The sequence below is a fragment of the Chryseobacterium mucoviscidosis genome (genome assembly GCF_002177115.1).
Classification (GTDB): Bacteria; Bacteroidota; Bacteroidia; order Flavobacteriales; family Weeksellaceae; genus Chryseobacterium; species Chryseobacterium mucoviscidosis.
Genome location: NZ_MVAG01000113.1, coordinates 72,263 through 89,882, shown reverse-complemented (window position 1 = coordinate 89,882; position 17,620 = coordinate 72,263). Strand labels below are relative to the sequence as shown.

The following is a 17,620-nucleotide window of genomic DNA, read 5'->3' as shown; positions in this document are numbered from 1 at the left end:
TTTTATATATGGAGTTTGTGTTTAAATCAACACATTTTGATAACATTAGCCGATAGGTTTTCTTCCTGAATTAAATATCCGATGAGATTGAACCAGCTTTTGCAGTGATCCAGAATCCATGCATCAGAAGTGACGAGGATTTCGGCATTTTCTGCTAAAAATTTATCGGGATTAAATTCCAGTTCAACGTTCCAGTTGAGGTTATTTTCAATGGCAAAATCCATGATCATCTGTTTAATTCTTCCGCTGTTTGACACTGGTTTATCGAAAATCCAGATCAGCTTTTCTGCATGAGATTTATGCAAAAAAGAAGCAACGAGTTCAATGGCCTTCTGCGTCTGATTTACTCTTTTGTATGTTCCGAAAACACCGGAAAGATCTCGGAAACAGCCATCCGTTCCTTCGAAAATATAAGCTCCGGAAAGAAGGCTTTCCAGTAAAATCAGGACATTGAAGCCATCAAGATATATTGTTTTGGTTTTCAATTCAGAAATTCCGAGCTGTTTAGATTTTCTGTTCTGAAGCTGAGTTTCTGAAGTGGAAGCTCCACGAACTGCCTGAATCTGTCTTGTTTTGAGGCGGTAATGATTTCCCACCAGTTCCGACGAAGCTTTTTCAGCATAATTCCGGCTTAATAAATACTGCATATCCTGAACTGCCAATTTCATTTTCTCAAGCTGTTTTGCGGAACCGAATAAGGTATCATCTCCTGTATTTTTTCCCCGATTTCTGTTGCTCATGCCCAAATGAATTATTTTTCAGCGTAAGTATAATAATTTGCATTGGAATCGAAAATAATTAAGCTATTTTCTTTTATGCCGTAAGTTGCATTTTCGCTTATATAATCAAAATTTTCAGGCAAAGTTTCGCCGTCCGTTTTTAGCAGATTGTATTTGTTGTCTTTTTTAAATGCGCCAATAACATTATTTTGATAAGCTGGAGTAACACACTCAAATGGTGTTGAAAGAATTAAATTGAGTTTATTATTTTCATAGGTATAATAATTCCACTTACTGTTTTCGTATAGCATAACGTAATTCCCTATAAATTTTGCGTTTTCAAATTTTATTTTAAGAATCTCAGTTCCGTCTGGCAGATAAAGACCATATTTATTTTTCTTTTTTAAAATCAGTAAGTCTGTATTTTCTTTATAAATTAAACGGTGCTGCGAAATAATAGAATCCATTTCTGTTTTAAAAACCGGTCCTTTGTCCATCTCAATTAAATTATATTTCCCGTTTGGGCTTTTCGATATAAAATAATCGGGCGTTGCGGGCTCTCCGCAGTAAATAGAAGATTCCCGGAAAATTCCATTTCTCACATCATATTTAACGACATTATCGAATACTGCATATTTTTCGTAAGAAGTTAATTTAATCGGATAGGAAGATAAAGAGTAAAAAATAAATCTACCACTTCGATCAATCAATCCCCATCGGTTTTTATACTTTACAACAGCCGTTTTTCCAACAAAAGGATAAGCCATTTCAAATCCGTAAGGAAATATTTTTTGCCTTGTTTTACTATTATAAAAATAAAATTCATGGGAACCGTCACCAGAATAATCATATAAATTACTGACAAAAACCGTGTCATTATCAGTCATCCTAACGAAATTATCCAGCAAGTAAAAATCTATTTTATCTTTAAATTCAGAAAGTGGATTCTGAGAGAAAAGACTTCCGGAAAAGAATAGTAAAATGAGAACAGTATATGATATTTTCCTCTGCAAATTCATGGTTATAAAAATATTTTTACAAATTACAAAACTATCTCAATTAACAATACAAAACTGAAATTATTTATACTTACTGTTGTTACAGAAAAATCTTAAGAAAACTAAATCTAACAATAGCGGAAATACGTTTTATTTTATGCAAATCTACTCTTTTCAACTTAAGCGCACTGCTTTTTAATGCAAATAAAATCAGCAATTTAAGCATACCTTTTTTTTTATAATAACAGTTCTCTGTTATAATATCATTTCAATTGCTTTTTAATCTCCATAATTTGATTAAATTTACCTCAATAACGTATTTCCTTTTGAAGTACATCATCATCCTGAAAAAAGTTTTTATGAATAAAAAAAGTGCCACGATATACGATATTTCGAAAAAGCTAAATGTAAGTGTGGCAACGGTTTCCAGAGCATTGAACGATCATCCGAGAATAAGTGAGGCAACGAAGGAACTGGTAAGAAAAACTGCCAAAGAAATGAACTATAAGCAGAACAATCTTGCCAAAGCCTTAAAAAGCGGTGAAACTAAGAATGTGGGAATTATTGTTCCGTATATCAATACCAACTTTTTTTCTTCTGTTATACGCGGCATTGAAGAGGAACTTTCGCCTTTCGGTTATCATGTGATTATCTGCCAGAGCCATGAAGATGTGACCATTGAAAAAAAACATCTGAATACGCTTCTTAATGCGCAGGTTGACGGTATTTTCATGTCAGTTTCCAGAACAACTGTTGAAACGGAGCATATCCAGAATATTTTAGATACTTCAAATACGCCGATCATATTTTTCGACCGTAAAAAGGATATTCCGGGAATAAGTACGGTTACGATTGATGATTACCGGGGTGGTTATATTGCTACGGAGCACCTCATCAGTGAAGGTTATAAAAACATCTGTCATTTTTCGGGAGATCTGAATCTTGAGATTTACCGCAACCGTCTTAATGGCTATAAACAGGCACTCATCGATCATCATTTTTCTGTAAAAGAGGAAAATATTATTTCTACAGGAAGTTCTATTGATGCCGGAATCGATGCTATTAAAAAGTTGTGGGAAAGAAAATCTGTTCCCGATGCCATTTTTTCGTCCAGTGATTTTGCTGCTTTGGGAGCCTGTCAGGAACTTAAGAAAAGAAAGATTAAAATTCCTCAGGAAGTTGCCGTGATCGGTTTTTCCAATGAACCTTTCACCCAGTTTATGGAGCTTCCGATGAGTTCTGTAGACCAGACTCCGGTAACGATGGGGAAAATGGCAGGACAGGTTTTTATCGAAAGTGTAAAGGAAAACAGCTTCGGTGTTTCCATAGAGAAAAAAGTGGTACTGGCTCCTCAGCTTCATATCCGAAAGTCTTCGAAGAGGAAGTAAGTTTTTTATTTTTTTAAATATTCTTCTATTCCTTTCATCAGAAAACATTTACAAAATGATTTTCAATATGATGGAAATGCTTTATATTGCGTAAAAACAGCCCTTATTTAATTGAAAAATATGAATGATTCTAAAACTATAATCAGCCAACTCGAAAATACTCTCAATATTAAATTTGAAAAAGAAAATCCCAAAGAGGAAAACCTTTGTTATATTTCAGAAAGATTAAGTGAGTAATTTTTTCTAAAAATTGATTTTATATTTTTAATAACTAAACTATTTTATCCTTAAATCGTAAAGAGTAGCTTAGTATCTCTGAGACCTTCAGTATTTTAATTGATCACATCTTCTTTGTCATCTATCTCAAAATTGATTACAAAAAAGACTGTCCTTTTGGAACAGTCTTCTTAGTTTATCTCAAATCCGTTATATGAGTTACTTTTTGCGTCTTTTTATCAATACTTATCATCACATCAGACCACGTCCAATACTCGCTATACTCAGAAACATCTATGCTTCTTGGCTTATTAAATCCTTCTTCCAGCATAGCTTTTGTCATGCCAATAATAATTTTACTGTTGAAAACAGCTTCTCCGAAAGTTTTTCCATATTTTTTAATTAGTGCTGCCTTTCTCTGCTCTGTCTGTTGTGTTTCTTCTTCTTTGGTTTTAAATTTTTCGTCATCCAAAAGATAATTTACATTGATCGTAGGAAAGTATTGATTTTTAACTTTCTTAGGCATGTTATAGAAAAAATCAACTTTAAAATAATTGTTGAAAAAATCTCCCATCGTAAAATAATAATCAGATAAACCTTTATTAATGGTAGAATTATTCTCATAATCAATAAAATGAACTTTACGGGGCTTGTCATACTCAGTCAGTATTTTTTTAATTTCCTGCCTTGCTTTAAATGCCTGCTCTTCAGAAAAATTTAAAGAACTCACATCAAAATTTCGTATAATCTGTTCCATTTTATGAGTTTCTATCTGATTGAAATAATACCTGTCGATAACACTCTTTACCATTTTAATGTACTCAGGATTAATATCATTTTCTTTCTTAAACTTATCCAGTCTTTCCAAAGATTCTTTGTAAGCTAATGCTGCATTCTGATAATCATTTTTCCACAAATAATAATTTGTTTTTATCAGATAGCAATTGGCAACATCATAAGAACCTCTTTCCTGATTATCCATACCTTTGAAACAATTATTTACATAGTTAATAATAATATCGTACTTATTATCATCAAAATTAGGATCAAAGCAGAATGTAGCTAATTGTTGTGCATCTTTGGTAAACCAATAATTAGAATTGTTTACACCGCCTCTTTCTTTTAGGTAGGCTAATGCTTCAGAATATTTTTCTCCTTTAATAAATTTATTGTACTTACTCTCATTCAACTTCATCTGTGCATTAAGACTAAGACCAAAAGTTATTAATAATGATACAAATAGTTTGCGTTTTATCATGGTAATTAATTTTTATTGGGGGCAAAAGTAAGTAAAATTTTCAGAAATATATTTAGAAATGGGTTTTTGATAAGTTGTTTAATAAATAGTAAATGATGGTTTACAAAACGCTATATGTATTCTAAACTTGTAGGGATAAATGTACACCTCATCTTTTGATTAAAATTATAAAACAAAAAAAGCGGTTGAAAAAACCGCTTTACTTTTACCAAAGATTTGCTAGTAAACACATCCGCAACCTGTTTCCCATTCCTGACAAAGACGAATAGGCTCATTACACCATCCGCCGCCACCTCCACCGCCTCCGGTTACTCTGTAGCATATACCATCATTACAGTAATAAGATCCTACAGTGGGTGGACAGTTTCCATCCAAATCGCACACTGCATACGCAACGTCGCCGCCGCTGATGAGTACGAGCTGGCTTCTTTTTAATTTTTTTAGATTTTTCATAATGAATATTTTTAATTTACTGATTACTAAGGTATAAAATTTTTAAATCACTTACAAGTGTTTTATATAAAACCAAAATTTTAAAGATTATGAACGAAAAGAAAATGCTCTCCTCGGAAGCAGGAAGACTTTTCAAATAATTATTATAAACAAATTTAGTGTCTGAATAAAAATTTTTACTACATTCGTTTTAATTAAAAAAACACACGATTTTATATAAACAGTATTAACCTTTAAAATCAAAAATGATGGGATTAACGAATCTGAACTCCGTTCATTTGAGCAGTGCAAAGATCACTGCGGCACAGGATGCCATCACGGCATTGGAAACAGCGCTTGCTGAAATTAATTTTAATCTTTCCGCGGAAGACCGTAAACGTTACGGAAGCATCAACGAGCAAAACAAACTCTTTGTGAACAAAGTTTACGACTACAACAGCAGTCAGCCCAACCTGAGTTCTCCCGAAGTCGACTGGGACGAATTCAACAGAGATCATGCCTCCCGAAACAATATGGAAATGATGATCAGCAGGCTTGAAAGTATTATTACGAGACTTAAAAATTCCAAAACGCTGCATGATTACGACAATTATCAGTCGGCTTTGGTGGATTATTCGTACACCACCTACAAAGCGGGAACTTCAGCACCGGGATTTGAAGACAAGTACAAAGATCTGAAACAGTTCTTCGTGAAAAATTCAACTTCTACTGCTCCATCCGAAGAGAAAAAGTAAACAGTAACACACACATTACCCCTCCCAATTCTAAGGAGGGGTATCTTTATGCTTCGCCTTAATCTTTTACCTATCTTGAAACGTTCTTTAATGGTCGGGAGGTGTTGTTTACCAGTTCCCATACGTTCTCTAAAGATTCAGAGCGGTCATTTAATCACCTCGATACGTCATTGAATGATTTGCCGATATCATCTACCCTCTCAGATACTTTCACGAAAGATTCGGAGGGGTCTTTTATCTATCCAAATCTATCTTTTACCTGTCCGGATAGGTTGCATGACCTATCTTAAGACTTACACTACCCCGCTGAAAATATCAATAACCCCAATGGATGTTTGAGGAACGTGTTTGGATAGGTTGGGTAACGTATCGAAACCTTTGAAAAATGTGTCGGAACTTTGGTGGGACGTGTCGGGATGTATATTTTACGTATCGGGAGAGGCTAAGAACGGCAAATTTGAGTTTGGGAACGTGAACGATGTCGCGGATTTGCAATCCGTGAACAAAACTATAAGTGTTTTAAGCACGGATTATAAATCCGCGCTATCAAATCCATGTTATCAAACCCCCACTATTAAATTACAAATCCACACTATCGAATCTGTGTTATCGAAAAAAATATTTTGTACATTTAAACAAAAAACACAAATGTCTACAAAATACAAAGCCTTAGATATTGATCAGGCTTACTTTATCACAATTACTACCGTCGGATGGGTTGATGTATTTACCAGATTATCACAAAAAATGGTAATTATAGACTCATTAAAATATTGTCAGATCCAAAAAGGACTTTCTATTTTTGCCTATTGTCTGATGTCAAATCACCTGCATATTTTCTGCAGAGCAGATGGCAAGTATACATTATCTGAAATCATGCGTGATTTTAAAAAATTTACTTCAAAAAAAATCATTGAAACCATACAGTCTGAAACTGAAAGCAGAAAAGAATGGATGCTGGATTATTTAAAAAAATCCTGCGAACATTTATCTCGTGAACAAAAATTCAAAGTTTGGCAAGATGGATATCATGCCGAGGAAGTTTTTTCTAACAAATGGATTAAAGAAAAAATAAATTATATTCACCAAAATCCTGTGAAACAGAAAATTGTGACAGAACCTGAGCATTATTACTTCAGTAGTGCACGGAATTATGCAGACTTCGATAATCCGTTGGATGTTCTTGTGGTTTTTATGGGGTGAATTGTTGCGAGTTGTAGTCACGGATTGCAAATCCGCGACATCGGGAAAGCTTTATCTCACGATGCAGAATTCCGACGGAGCAGGTTCTTATGCTGCAATTTTTGTATTTCAAAACGGAAAATTTTTAGAAAAACAAGTTGTTGTTACTTTTTAAGAATTGTAAGACAATCAATATGAATATATTTAATTTTTTTCTTGTCATTATTTCGCTTTTATATCATTGCAAAGAAAATGTAGGAAATGAAATGTAATAAGTATAAGAATGATGATGAAGAATAAATACAATTTTTATGAAATACTCTGAAAAAGATTTTGACATTAAAAGGCTCATACGAAAATTAGATGCCGAATTTATTCTCCAGTTGTTGTTGCTAGAAAAATTGCCACCTTCAATGCAAACTATTTTGGATGCAGAGATAAAAGCGGGAAACAGAATTGTAGATGTTATGGAAGATTATCCAGATCCCCATTCGGTCTGCGTTACATTAGGTGAAAAATTTATAGTAAAACATAAAAACTTAGATGAAGATGAAGTAGAATTTTCCCTTTGCAACGATCCGCATTATTGGTTTGCAGACTATACATCAAAAACATATCCTAAACATCTCATTATTTGTTGAAGCTATGGGAATATTTTTTTACATATTATCACTTATACCTTTCTTTTTTGTCCGATGTCGCGGATCCGATGTCGCGGATTTGCAATCCGTGACTACACTATCGGTTCAAAGCTATTAAAATATTATAGTTCCTTATTGTAAATATGAAATCAGCACGGATTGCAAATCCGCGCTACCAACAAACATGCTATCACAAAAAAAGAAAATGCTCCCCACACAAAGCAGGAAGCATTTTCAACCCTAATATTTAATATAAGTAAATCATTACAAAGAGACCCCTCGTCTCCAGATGTCGCGGATTTGCAATTCGTGACTTGATTAAAAAAAAGCACGGATTGCAAATCCGCGCTATCAACAAACATGCTATCACAAAAAAAGAAAATGCTCCCCACATAAGCAGGAAGCATTTTCAACCCTAATATTTAATATAAGTAAATCATTACAAAGAGATCCGATGTCGCGGATTTGCAATCCGTGACTACACTATCGATTCAAAGCTATTAAAATATTATAGTTCTTTATTGTAAATAGAAATCAGCACGGATTGCAAATCCGCGCTATCAACAAACATGCTATCACAAAAAAGAAAATGCTCCCCACATAAGCAGGAAGCATTTTCAACCCTAATATTTAATATAAGTAAATCATTACAGAGAGACTCCTCGTCTCCATGGAATGAAATCATTCTGATTCAGTAGATCGGCTTTGGTTTTCACTTCACCGCTTGCCACTTTAATGATGTATTCGAGCAGTTCGTCTGCTGCTTCCGAAATGGTTTTATCTCCGCTGATGACCGTTCCTGCATTGAAATCGATAATATCCGACATTTTTTCAGCTAAAATAGTATTTGAAGAAATTTTAATTACCGGAGCAATCGGATTTCCCATCGGTGTTCCGAGGCCTGTGGTGAAAAGGACAACGGTTGCTCCGGAACCAACCAAAGCTGTTGTACATTCGGCGTCATTTCCGGGGGTACAAAGCAAATTCAGTCCCGGTTTTGTCGCGTATTCTGTAAAATCAAGAACCTCAACAATCGGAGCAGAACCACCCTTTTTAGCCGCTCCCGCGGATTTCATGGCATCAGTAATCAAACCGTCTTTGATATTTCCGGGAGACGGATTCATGTCAAAACCTGAACCTGCCGCCACAACAGATTTTTCAAAATCTTTCATGAGCTGAAGGAATTTCACACCGTCTTCATCATTGATGCAACGGTTCACCAACTCCTGCTCTACTCCGCATAATTCAGGGAATTCGGCAAGCATCGTTGTTCCGCCAACTGCCGCCATAATATCTGAAACCTCACCCAAAACTGGGTTTGCAGAAATTCCGGAGAAACCGTCTGAACCGCCACATTCCAAACCGATATTCAGCTTTGTGATGGAGGCAGGTTTTCTTTCGATATTATTAGCCTGTTTAATTCCTTCGTAAGAATCTTTGATCACGCCAGTCAGCATTTCATCAATCGTTCCCGATTTTTGCTGTTCGTAAACAACAATCGGTTTCTTATTATCGGGAGCCAAAGCGTGAATCGAATCCATAAAAATCTGCACCTGAAGATTCTGACACCCTAAGCTGAGAACCGTAGCACCGGCAACATTAGGGTTGTTCACATATCCTGCAAACAGCCTTCCTAATGCTTCCGCGTCCTGACGAATTCCGCCACAACCGCCTTGATGCGTGATGAATCTTACATCGATATTTTTAAATACTCTGGTGTCTTCTTCCTCTTCCACTGCTGTATAAGAGGTTTCGCCACCATTTAATAATGATCTTAATAAAAGCTGATGCTTACTCGCTTTTTCGTGCAACAGCTCTTTTTCAAAAATATCTTTCAGCGTTTCGATATTTTTGTTTTCGCAGAATACCAAAGGAAAAAACAGCCAGATGTTTTCCGTTCCCACCTGTCCGTCTTCACGGTGGTATCCCATGAAAGTACGGTCTTTCCATTTGTCCACATTCGGGGGAGTCCAGCCTAAAGATTCAGTTTTGCCTTCTACTTTTGCGCTTTGGTGTTTTACATTTTCGGTTGTAATTACCTCACCTTTTCTGATGGATTGATTAGCTTTTCCGACAATGACACCATACATGATGATCTGATCTCCTTCTTGAAAATCTACGGCAGCAAATTTATGTTTAGCCTTAATGTCTTTTGCCAACGTATATTCTGCACCGTCAAGATGTACCGATTCTCCGGCAGATAAATCCAGCAGCGCTACAATAACGTTGTCTTTGGGATTTACTTTCAGGACTTTCTTTTTCATGATTTTTTAAGAATTGAATTCTACAAAATTGTTATAGGCAGTTTCCATGTCATTATGATCGATTTCATACAATGCTTTTGCCACCGCTGTTTTCAAACCTTCAACCTGAGTAAGGTCTGTATCCCAGAAAGAAGTTTCAGAAAGTGCCAGTTCAGCTACTTTTTCATATTCTTCATTTAACCAGATTTCTTTGAATTTAGCAACGATTCCTTCTTCATCATTTAAAGGAAGCGCTTTTTCGCCGAAACTTCCCTGATAGAATCTGATGAGACCTGCCAACGAAAAGGTAAGGTTTACCGGCAATTTTCCGTTGTTTTCAACATAGGTAAGTAAACTTGGCAATACTCTTACTTTAAATTTAGATACAAAATATAAAGCAATACTTGCCAAATGGTGCTTAATGAAAGGATTTCTGAAACGGTCGAAAACTTCTTCCGCGAATTCTTTCAGTTCAGTTTCATCTAAACCCAAGGTGGGATTTACTTCATTAAAAATGGCATTCTTTAGGAACTTTCCGATAAATTGGTCATCCACAGATTCTTTAATTGTTTCTTTTCCCGACAAAATTGCCGGAGCCAACATTAAAGTATGACCGCCATTCAGAATTCTGACTTTTCTTAAACGGTATGGCTGAATATCATCCACCACCAAAATCTGCTCGTTGATTTTGTTGAACGGAATTCTATCATTTAAATTTCCGGCTTCCTGAATGACAAAAAGTAAGAACGTTTCTGAAACCACCATCATCTGATCTTCATAATCCAACCGATCTTCATAAGATTCTGCATCATCTTTCGGATAACCCGGAACAATTCTGTCTACCAGTGTATTATGGAAATAATTGTTTTGATGAATCCACTCTACAAATGCATCTTCTAAATTCCAGAGTTGAGCATATTTGATGATAATATCTCTTAAAACAAATGCATTGTCTTCGATTAATTCGCAGGGAATAATTCTCAATCCTTTATCTGACGCTCCATTGAAGTATTTAAATCTTTCGTAAAGTAAAACTGCTACTTTCGCAGGGAAATTTTTGTGCGGGCCTTGGTAAGAGGTTTCCGTTTCGTCAAAAGCAATTCCTGTTTCCGTGGTATTGGAAAATACAAATTCCAGCTCTTCTTCTTTCGCCAAAGCTAAAAAATCTTCGTAATCAGAATATGGATTAACTGATTTCTGAATGGCAGATATAACGTGCTTTTCATCAATGATTTCTCCTTTTTTAATTCCTCTCGTGAAAAGAGTATATAAATTATCCTGCTCTTCCATTTTCTGAATAGAGCCGTTTGGTGTTGCCTGTAAGTTGACAATACCCCCTTTCCAGTTGGTTTCTTTATTTAATTTATCAATTACATAATCTGTGAATCCTCTCATGAAATTTCCGCCACCAAACTGAACGATTTTAATGGGAAGTTTTTCCTGAGTATTGTTTAATCCACGATTTAATTTTTGTTTTATCTGATTTTCCATCTTCTATAATATTTTTTGCGGTGATTTTTGGTTTTGAACGCAAAGTCCGCAAAGTTTTTTTTTGAATACTAACTGTTTTTAAGCTCGCAAAGGCGTTTCACTTCAATAAGATCACTAAGAGTTTTTATTTACTTTCTATATATTTTAACCATTAAGATTGATTAAGGATTTAAGAAAAGTTAAGGGAAATAAATTTCGTAAGATTGAATTTAATTTGCTTGTTAATTCTTAATTCTTCTTAACTTCTTATCTATTCTTAATGGTTTAATTATTTGCGGTGATTTTAGATTTTGAACGCAAAGACCGCAAAGTTTTTTTGACTACTAACTGTTTTTAAGTTCACAAAGGCGTTCTACTTAGCAAAGAACTCAAAGTTTTTATTTACTTTCTATATATTTTAATCATTAAGATTGATTAAGGGTTTAAGAAAAGTTAAGGGAAATAAATTTCGTAAGATTGAATTTAATTTGCTTGTAAATTCTTAATTCTTCTTAACTTCTTATCTATTTCTTAACGGTTCAATTTTTTACGATGACTTGGAGTTTTGAACACAAAGTCTGCAAAGATTTTTTTAATATCTCACGTATATTTTTAAGTTCGCAAAGGCGCTTCACTCAGCTAAGATCTCAAAGTTTTTATTTGAACGTAAGAGTACTTTTGCCAAACCTATAAGGTTTTTGAAACCTTATAGGTTTAGTTTTATTTACTAATGACTTTATATTTCGGAACCAGTATTTTCATTACTGTCCAGGCAATAAGGTACGCTACGGCACAGATTGAGAAAATAATCATGTAGCCTTTATCAATTCCGTCTTTAACGATTGCGCCGGATTTTTCCAACTGCTCAAAAAATCCATCCGGTAATCTTTCGTTGATGTATTGAGGATATTTTTCCAGTAAAGGAACTCCGTCTACGGTTGTCCATGCTTTGTGAGCGTGATCGAACAAAACTCCTGAAGATTTATTAATTAAAAAAGAACCGATTCCGCCTGCCATTCCGCCAATTCCGGTAATGGTAGCAATGGCTTTTTTAGGGAACATATCGCCGACCGTCGAGAAAATATTTGCCGACCAAGCCTGATGTGCAGCTCCGGCAACTCCGATAATCAAAACAGGAATCCAATACGTTGCCGAACCTAAAGGCTGTGCCAAAAGTGCCAAAAGCGGAAAAAATGCGAAGATCAACATGGCTTTCATTCTTCCTGAATAGGCGTTCATTCCTTTCTTTTCCACAAAATATTTTGGAAGCCATCCTCCGATAATGGAGAGTAAAGTGATTATATACAATACAAATAACGGGAATGCACTTTGCGTAGAATCCATTTTGTAAACGGAACTTAAATACGCCGGAGTCCAGAATAAAAAGAACCACCAAACACCATCCGTCATGAACTTTCCAAAAGCAAATGCCCAGGTCTGTTTATAACTGAAACATTCTTTGAATGTGAATTTTCGCTCTTCTGTTGTTACCGTATTTTCCTCAACAGCAGCATCTTCCTGATCCTGATTAATATACGTAAGCTCATGTTCATTCACTTTATGATGCTGATGGGGTTTTTTGTAGTAAAATACCCAAAGTCCCATCCATACAAATCCTAAAGCTCCAATGATGATGAACGCCCATTCCCAACCCATCGATTTGGCAATGAAAGGAATTGTAACGGGCGCTGCTAAAGCTCCGACCGTTGCTCCTGCATTCCAGATACTTGTAGAAAAAGCTCTGTCTTTTTTAGGAAAATATTCTGCTGTCGTTTTAATAGCTGCCGGAAAATTTCCCGCTTCACCAATCGCCAAAACGAAACGTGCAAAAATGAACAAAGTTACACTGGTACTGATGATTGCTCCGGTATTAGAAACCGTTTTAATCAGTTCTTTAGAACCATGGAAACCTGCAAACCAATCTCCGGTAAGAATTCCCGCAGTGGCGATTCCGCAGAATGCGTGTAAAACTGCACCTACTGACCAAACTCCGATTGCCCAGAGGAAGCCTTTTTTGGTGTCCATCCAGTCAACAAATTTCCCTGCGAAAAGCATTCCTACGGCATAGAAAATGGAAAACAGTGCAGTGATATTTCCGTAATCGTTATTGTTCCAGTGAAATTCCGGAGCAATGAAATCTTTCCATGTTAATGATAAAACCTGCCGATCCAGATAATTAATGGTCGTCGCAATAAACAGTAGCGAGCATATCGTCCATCTGAATGCACTTGGTTTAAGAGATTTAACCGAACTCATACTTGTTTAGAATTTAGTTATTTTTTGTTTTAATTTTTAATGATGCGCTTTTTGAACGCAGAGAGCGCAAAGATTTTCTTTTTAAACTTCATGTATATTTTAAGTTCACAAAGGTGCTTCGACAAGCTCAGCATAAACTATTCACTCAGCGAAGCTATGTATTGCGTTATTTTTCATTATTACTTTAAAGTCTGGATGATTTCCAATACTTTTTTCGTTTCATTTTCAATGGTTACGTAATCTTTTGCAGCCATGAGATCTTTGCTGATGAGTTTACTTCCCATTCCTACCGCAGAAACTCCGGCTTTAAACCAGCTTTCAATGCTTTCTTTCGTGGTATCTACTCCACCGGTCGGCATGAATTTCAGATTCGGGAAAACATCTTTGATGGCACTCATAAATCCTGCTCCCAAAGCATTTCCGGGGAATAGTTTTACAAATGTTACTCCTGCCGCTTCTGCGGTGATAATTTCAGTCGGCGTCATGCAACCCGGACTGTACAATACGTCTTTCGGAATTAAAAATGCGGCTACTTCCGCTACAAAACCCGGACTAATAAAGAAATCTGCTCCAACTTTGTAATATTCTTCAGCCTGTTGTAAATTTTTAATTGTTCCGATTCCCAGAAGCATTTCCGGCATCTCCGCTTTGCGGATTTCTATCATTTTTTTAAAATTGCTTAATGCAGATTCTCCGCGGCTTGTATATTCTACTGCCCGAATTCCTGCTTTGTAAAGCGATTTCAGTATGTCTATGGTTACCGTTTCATCATCATTATAATACAGCGGTAAAATCCCCTGATTAACGATGGCGTTGGTAACGTTTTGAATTTTTGTCATTTTGTTCTAATTATTTTATTTGAAAATAATCTTATCTTGCTATTTTGTTTTAAACGCAAAGTGCGCAAAGATTTTCTTTTAAAACTTCATGCATATTTTTAAGTTCGCAAAGGCGTTTCACTTAAATAAGATCACTAAGTTTTTTGATTTAATTTTAAAAAGAATCGCTATAAACTACAAACCAGCAACTAAAAACTATTATCTCTTGATCCTTCCTCCGGAATTTCCTGCCATTACTTCCAAAATGTCTTCTGCGCTGCAATAGTTAATGTCTCCTAAAATCGTGTGTTTGATGGCACAGGCTGCGTTTGCAAAATTCAAAGCCTTTTCATCATCGAAGTTTTTTAAGCCATAAATTAAACCTGCTGCAAAGGCGTCACCCGTTCCGATTCTATCGACTACATTGTCTATTTCTAAAAATTGGGTTTCAAAATAATTTCCGTTGACCAAAGCTCTTCCCTGCGTTTGCTGAGAACTTGCCGTAACTCCGATTCTTATTTTGTCGAAAATCTTATGAATGGATGGACATCGTCTTTTTAATTCTTTACAGGCTTGTAAAAAACCTTCTTTATCGGATGAAAACTGAGTTCCTAAGATTTCGTTGATTTCATTTACGCCACCAATGAAAATGGTTGATAAAGAAACCAGTTCTTTCAATATTTCATTTCCGTTTTTCCCGTATTTCCAAAGGTTAGAACGGTAAGCCGGATCGGTTGTTACTTCAATTCCCAATTCAAGGGCGGTTTTCAAACCTTCTTTCAAACTTAAATAAGCTGATTCCGAAATTCCGGGACTGATTCCTGTCCAGTGAAAATAATCGCAGTCTTCCAAAGCTTTTTTCCAGTCGATTTTCTCTGGTTCAATATTTGCAAATGAGCCGTTTAATCTGTTATACGCAATTCTGCTTGCCCGAACCGATGATCCTACTTCTAAGAAATATAAACCTAAAGGATGTTCATTTTTAGAAATAAAATTGGTGTCAATTCCGAAACTTTTGACAAAAGAAAGCGCCGATTCTCCCACAAAATCGTCTGAAACAGCACTTACATGCTTCACTTCGCAACCCATGGTTGCCAATGAAGAAGCGACATTGAGTTCTGTTCCGCCGAAGAAAAATTCCATTTCATGGCTTTGCTTCATGGTTCTGTTTCCGGGAGGGGAAAGCCGCATAATGATTTCACCGAAAGTAAGTATTTTGCTAGCCATATTTTAATAAATACTCTTTTTAATATCTGCTGTTATTTTAACGCAAAGTGCACTAAGATTTTCTTTTTAAAACTCGATGTATATTTTTAAATTCGCAAAGGCGTTCTACTCAGCCAAGCTCACAAAAATTTTTCAAGTTTAGAAAAAATGCGGATATGTAATTATTGTTTATTTAAACCATCAAGATTTACTAAGGAATTGAGAATAGTTAAGTTTTAGCATCGCTTTAAGCAATCTGCTTAATAAAATCTAAGATTTTAAGCTTAAAAAACCTTAACTACTTAATTGTCCTTAATGGTTTAAAATATTTTTTATTTCTCGCTGATTTTACAAATCTGGCAGATAATTATGTTATAAAAATCCGCGTAATCTGCAAGGTTTTTAATTTCAACCATTAAGATGTTATTTAGGAGTTTAGAAAAATTAAGCTGAGCTTCGCTTTAAGTGCTTTTGCTGAATTAAAATCTTTGATTTTATCTTAATCAAAACTTAACTTCTTAATTCTCCTTAATGGTTTAAAATATTTTAAATCTCCCGCAGATTTAGCTGATGACGCAGATCATTTTAAATCTGCAAAATTTGCTCAATCTGCGAGAGATTTAATCTTATTTAAATTTAAAAATCAAAATAATTTTTAGCATTATGATAACAGATATCGGAAATAATTTTCCCAACGTGTTCCATATCCTGTGGCAATTCTCCGTTTTTCATTTCTTCCCCGAAAAGATTACAAAGCACTCTTCTGAAATATTCGTGTCTCGGGAATGATAAGAAGCTTCTTGAATCGGTTAACATCCCTACAAAACAGCTTATTAATCCCATGTTTGAAAGCGCATTCATCTGTTTGATCATACCGTCTTTCTGGTCTAAAAACCACCAACCCGAACCGAACTGTACTTTTCCTTTGATGCTTCCGTCGTTGAAATTTCCGATCATCGTTGCGAAAATTTCGTTGTCGGCAGGATTTAAATTGTATAAAATAGTCTTCGTTAATTTATCTTTTCCGTCTAAAGCGTTTAATAATTTAGACAAAGTTTCTGCCTGCACGAAGTCACCGATAGAATCCCATCCTGTATCGGGACCGAGAATTCTGTGCATTCTTTCGTTATTGTTTCTCAAAGCTCCTAAATGGAACTGCTGAACCCATCCAAATTTGTGATACGCTTCTCCTAAGAACAGTAAAATGGCTGTTTTAAACTGATTCACCTGCTTTTCGGCAATCACTTTTCCTGAAAGTTTATCATTGAAAATGGCACTTACTTCCGCTTCTGTAGCTTCTTCAAATGAAATATTGTTCAGTCCGTGGTCACATAATCTGCATCCGTTTTCGTGGAAATATTCAATTCTTTTTAATAATGCGTCGCACAAAGTCTGGTAAGAATTGATTTCAATTCCTGCCGATTCGCCTAATTTGGCAATATAATCTGCGAAGTTGTGATTTTCAATTAAAATCGCTTTATCCGGACGAAAAGCCGTGCTTACTTTTACTTTCCAGCCGCTTTTTGCCAGATCCTGATGATAATTTAAAATATCAGTCGGATCTTCTGTTGTACACAGAGATTCCACATTCATCATCTCCAATAAACCTCTTGTTGATTTTTCGGGAGTCTGCAACTGAGCGTTGATGTTATCGTAAATTTCTGAAGCGTTGTTTTCATTCAGCAATTCATTAATTCCGAAATATCTTTTCAGTTCTAAATGCGTCCAGTGATACAGAGGATTTCTCAAAGTATACGGAACGGTTTTAGCCCAGGCTTCAAATTTTTCTTTATCTGAAGAATCTCCGGTAATGAATTTTTCGTTCACTCCCATGGTACGCATTGCTCTCCATTTGTAGTGATCGCCTGCAATCCAGACTTTAGAAATATTGTCAAAAACCGTGTTTTCTGCAATATCTTTAGGAATCAAATGATTATGATAATCAATGATCGGCTGCTTTTCTGCGTAGTTGAAGTATAATTCTTCAGCGTATTTATTCTGTAATAAAAAAGTATCTGTAATAAAAGATTTCATTCTT

General features: G+C 35.5%; 14 protein-coding genes. 4 read left to right on the top strand and 10 right to left on the bottom strand.

Annotation, left to right across the window (positions count from 1 at the left end; all coding sequences use genetic code 11):
- Positions 1-26 precede the first annotated feature (26 nt).
- Both B0E34_RS09175 and B0E34_RS09170 read right to left on the bottom strand, forming a co-directional pair.
- Entirely contained in the window at positions 27-740 is a 714-nt protein-coding gene (locus B0E34_RS09175; RefSeq protein WP_087708896.1) for a DUF434 domain-containing protein, read from the bottom strand.
- Between the two features lie 11 nt (positions 741-751).
- Positions 752-1,738 carry a hypothetical protein gene (locus tag B0E34_RS09170; RefSeq protein ID WP_087708894.1) on the bottom strand — a complete coding sequence of 329 codons (987 nt, stop codon included), beginning with the start codon at positions 1,736-1,738 and terminating at the stop codon, positions 752-754.
- Between the two features lie 338 nt (positions 1,739-2,076).
- Here B0E34_RS09170 and B0E34_RS09165 point away from each other — a divergent pair, with 338 nt between their 5' ends.
- Complete coding sequence (locus tag B0E34_RS09165; RefSeq protein WP_076392860.1) at positions 2,077-3,105, top strand: LacI family DNA-binding transcriptional regulator; 1,029 nt, start codon at positions 2,077-2,079, stop codon at positions 3,103-3,105.
- A 412-nt stretch (positions 3,106-3,517) separates the two neighbouring features.
- Here B0E34_RS09165 and B0E34_RS09160 read toward each other — a convergent pair whose 3' ends face one another.
- Together B0E34_RS09160 and B0E34_RS09155 are read right to left on the bottom strand one after the other, a co-directional pair.
- Positions 3,518-4,579, bottom strand: coding sequence for a hypothetical protein (locus tag B0E34_RS09160; RefSeq protein ID WP_123956592.1), 1,062 nt, complete (start codon positions 4,577-4,579; stop codon positions 3,518-3,520).
- Positions 4,580-4,798: 219 nt separating this feature from the next.
- Complete coding sequence (locus tag B0E34_RS09155) at positions 4,799-5,032, bottom strand: hypothetical protein (RefSeq protein WP_076392864.1); 234 nt, start codon at positions 5,030-5,032, stop codon at positions 4,799-4,801.
- Between the two features lie 248 nt (positions 5,033-5,280).
- Between B0E34_RS09155 and B0E34_RS09150 the strand changes: the two genes are divergently transcribed.
- From B0E34_RS09150 to B0E34_RS09140, 3 genes are all read left to right on the top strand, one after another.
- Positions 5,281-5,766: a hypothetical protein gene (locus B0E34_RS09150; protein WP_087709003.1), complete on the top strand. Its 486-nt coding sequence runs from the start codon at positions 5,281-5,283 to the stop codon at positions 5,764-5,766.
- Between the two features lie 648 nt (positions 5,767-6,414).
- On the top strand, positions 6,415-6,969 hold the full coding sequence (locus B0E34_RS09145) for an REP-associated tyrosine transposase (RefSeq protein ID WP_087708891.1): 555 nt from the start codon (positions 6,415-6,417) through the stop codon (positions 6,967-6,969).
- Between the two features lie 290 nt (positions 6,970-7,259).
- Complete coding sequence (locus tag B0E34_RS09140) at positions 7,260-7,589, top strand: hypothetical protein (RefSeq protein ID WP_076392866.1); 330 nt, start codon at positions 7,260-7,262, stop codon at positions 7,587-7,589.
- 647 nt (positions 7,590-8,236) lie between these two features.
- On the opposite strand, the gene B0E34_RS09130 is transcribed toward B0E34_RS09140, so the two are convergent.
- The 6 genes from B0E34_RS09130 to uxaC form a co-directional block, all read right to left on the bottom strand.
- On the bottom strand, positions 8,237-9,853 hold the full coding sequence (locus B0E34_RS09130; protein WP_087708887.1) for a UxaA family hydrolase: 1,617 nt from the start codon (positions 9,851-9,853) through the stop codon (positions 8,237-8,239).
- A 6-nt stretch (positions 9,854-9,859) separates the two neighbouring features.
- Complete coding sequence (locus tag B0E34_RS09125; protein WP_087708885.1) at positions 9,860-11,323, bottom strand: tagaturonate reductase; 1,464 nt, start codon at positions 11,321-11,323, stop codon at positions 9,860-9,862.
- Between the two features lie 699 nt (positions 11,324-12,022).
- Positions 12,023-13,558: an MFS transporter gene (locus B0E34_RS09120; RefSeq protein ID WP_087708883.1), complete on the bottom strand. Its 1,536-nt coding sequence runs from the start codon at positions 13,556-13,558 to the stop codon at positions 12,023-12,025.
- A 179-nt stretch (positions 13,559-13,737) separates the two neighbouring features.
- Positions 13,738-14,397, bottom strand: coding sequence for a beta/alpha barrel domain-containing protein (locus B0E34_RS09115; protein WP_087708881.1), 660 nt, complete (start codon positions 14,395-14,397; stop codon positions 13,738-13,740).
- 198 nt (positions 14,398-14,595) lie between these two features.
- Entirely contained in the window at positions 14,596-15,603 is a 1,008-nt protein-coding gene (locus tag B0E34_RS09110; RefSeq protein WP_087708879.1) for a sugar kinase, read from the bottom strand.
- A gap of 615 nt (positions 15,604-16,218) precedes the next feature.
- Positions 16,219-17,616: a glucuronate isomerase gene (gene uxaC / locus B0E34_RS09105; RefSeq protein WP_087709001.1), complete on the bottom strand. Its 1,398-nt coding sequence runs from the start codon at positions 17,614-17,616 to the stop codon at positions 16,219-16,221.
- Positions 17,617-17,620: the final 4 nt, after the last annotated feature.

What these genes read in the sequence shown, in the direction of transcription:
- B0E34_RS09120 (WP_087708883.1), bottom strand. Translation starts at nt 13,558, where the DNA reads ATGAGTTCGGTTAAATCTCTTAAACCAAGTGCATTCAGATGGACGATA.
- B0E34_RS09165 (WP_076392860.1), top strand. Translation starts at nt 2,077, where the DNA reads ATGAATAAAAAAAGTGCCACGATATACGATATTTCGAAAAAGCTAAAT.
- B0E34_RS09110 (WP_087708879.1), bottom strand. Translation starts at nt 15,603, where the DNA reads ATGGCTAGCAAAATACTTACTTTCGGTGAAATCATTATGCGGCTTTCC.
- B0E34_RS09155 (WP_076392864.1), bottom strand. Translation starts at nt 5,032, where the DNA reads ATGAAAAATCTAAAAAAATTAAAAAGAAGCCAGCTCGTACTCATCAGC.
- B0E34_RS09125 (WP_087708885.1), bottom strand. Translation starts at nt 11,323, where the DNA reads ATGGAAAATCAGATAAAACAAAAATTAAATCGTGGATTAAACAATACT.
- B0E34_RS09160 (WP_123956592.1), bottom strand. Translation starts at nt 4,579, where the DNA reads ATGATAAAACGCAAACTATTTGTATCATTATTAATAACTTTTGGTCTT.
- B0E34_RS09150 (WP_087709003.1), top strand. Translation starts at nt 5,281, where the DNA reads ATGGGATTAACGAATCTGAACTCCGTTCATTTGAGCAGTGCAAAGATC.
- uxaC (WP_087709001.1), bottom strand. Translation starts at nt 17,616, where the DNA reads ATGAAATCTTTTATTACAGATACTTTTTTATTACAGAATAAATACGCT.
- B0E34_RS09140 (WP_076392866.1), top strand. Translation starts at nt 7,260, where the DNA reads ATGAAATACTCTGAAAAAGATTTTGACATTAAAAGGCTCATACGAAAA.
- B0E34_RS09170 (WP_087708894.1), bottom strand. Translation starts at nt 1,738, where the DNA reads ATGAATTTGCAGAGGAAAATATCATATACTGTTCTCATTTTACTATTC.
- B0E34_RS09115 (WP_087708881.1), bottom strand. Translation starts at nt 14,397, where the DNA reads ATGACAAAAATTCAAAACGTTACCAACGCCATCGTTAATCAGGGGATT.
- B0E34_RS09130 (WP_087708887.1), bottom strand. Translation starts at nt 9,853, where the DNA reads ATGAAAAAGAAAGTCCTGAAAGTAAATCCCAAAGACAACGTTATTGTA.
- B0E34_RS09145 (WP_087708891.1), top strand. Translation starts at nt 6,415, where the DNA reads ATGTCTACAAAATACAAAGCCTTAGATATTGATCAGGCTTACTTTATC.
- B0E34_RS09175 (WP_087708896.1), bottom strand. Translation starts at nt 740, where the DNA reads ATGAGCAACAGAAATCGGGGAAAAAATACAGGAGATGATACCTTATTC.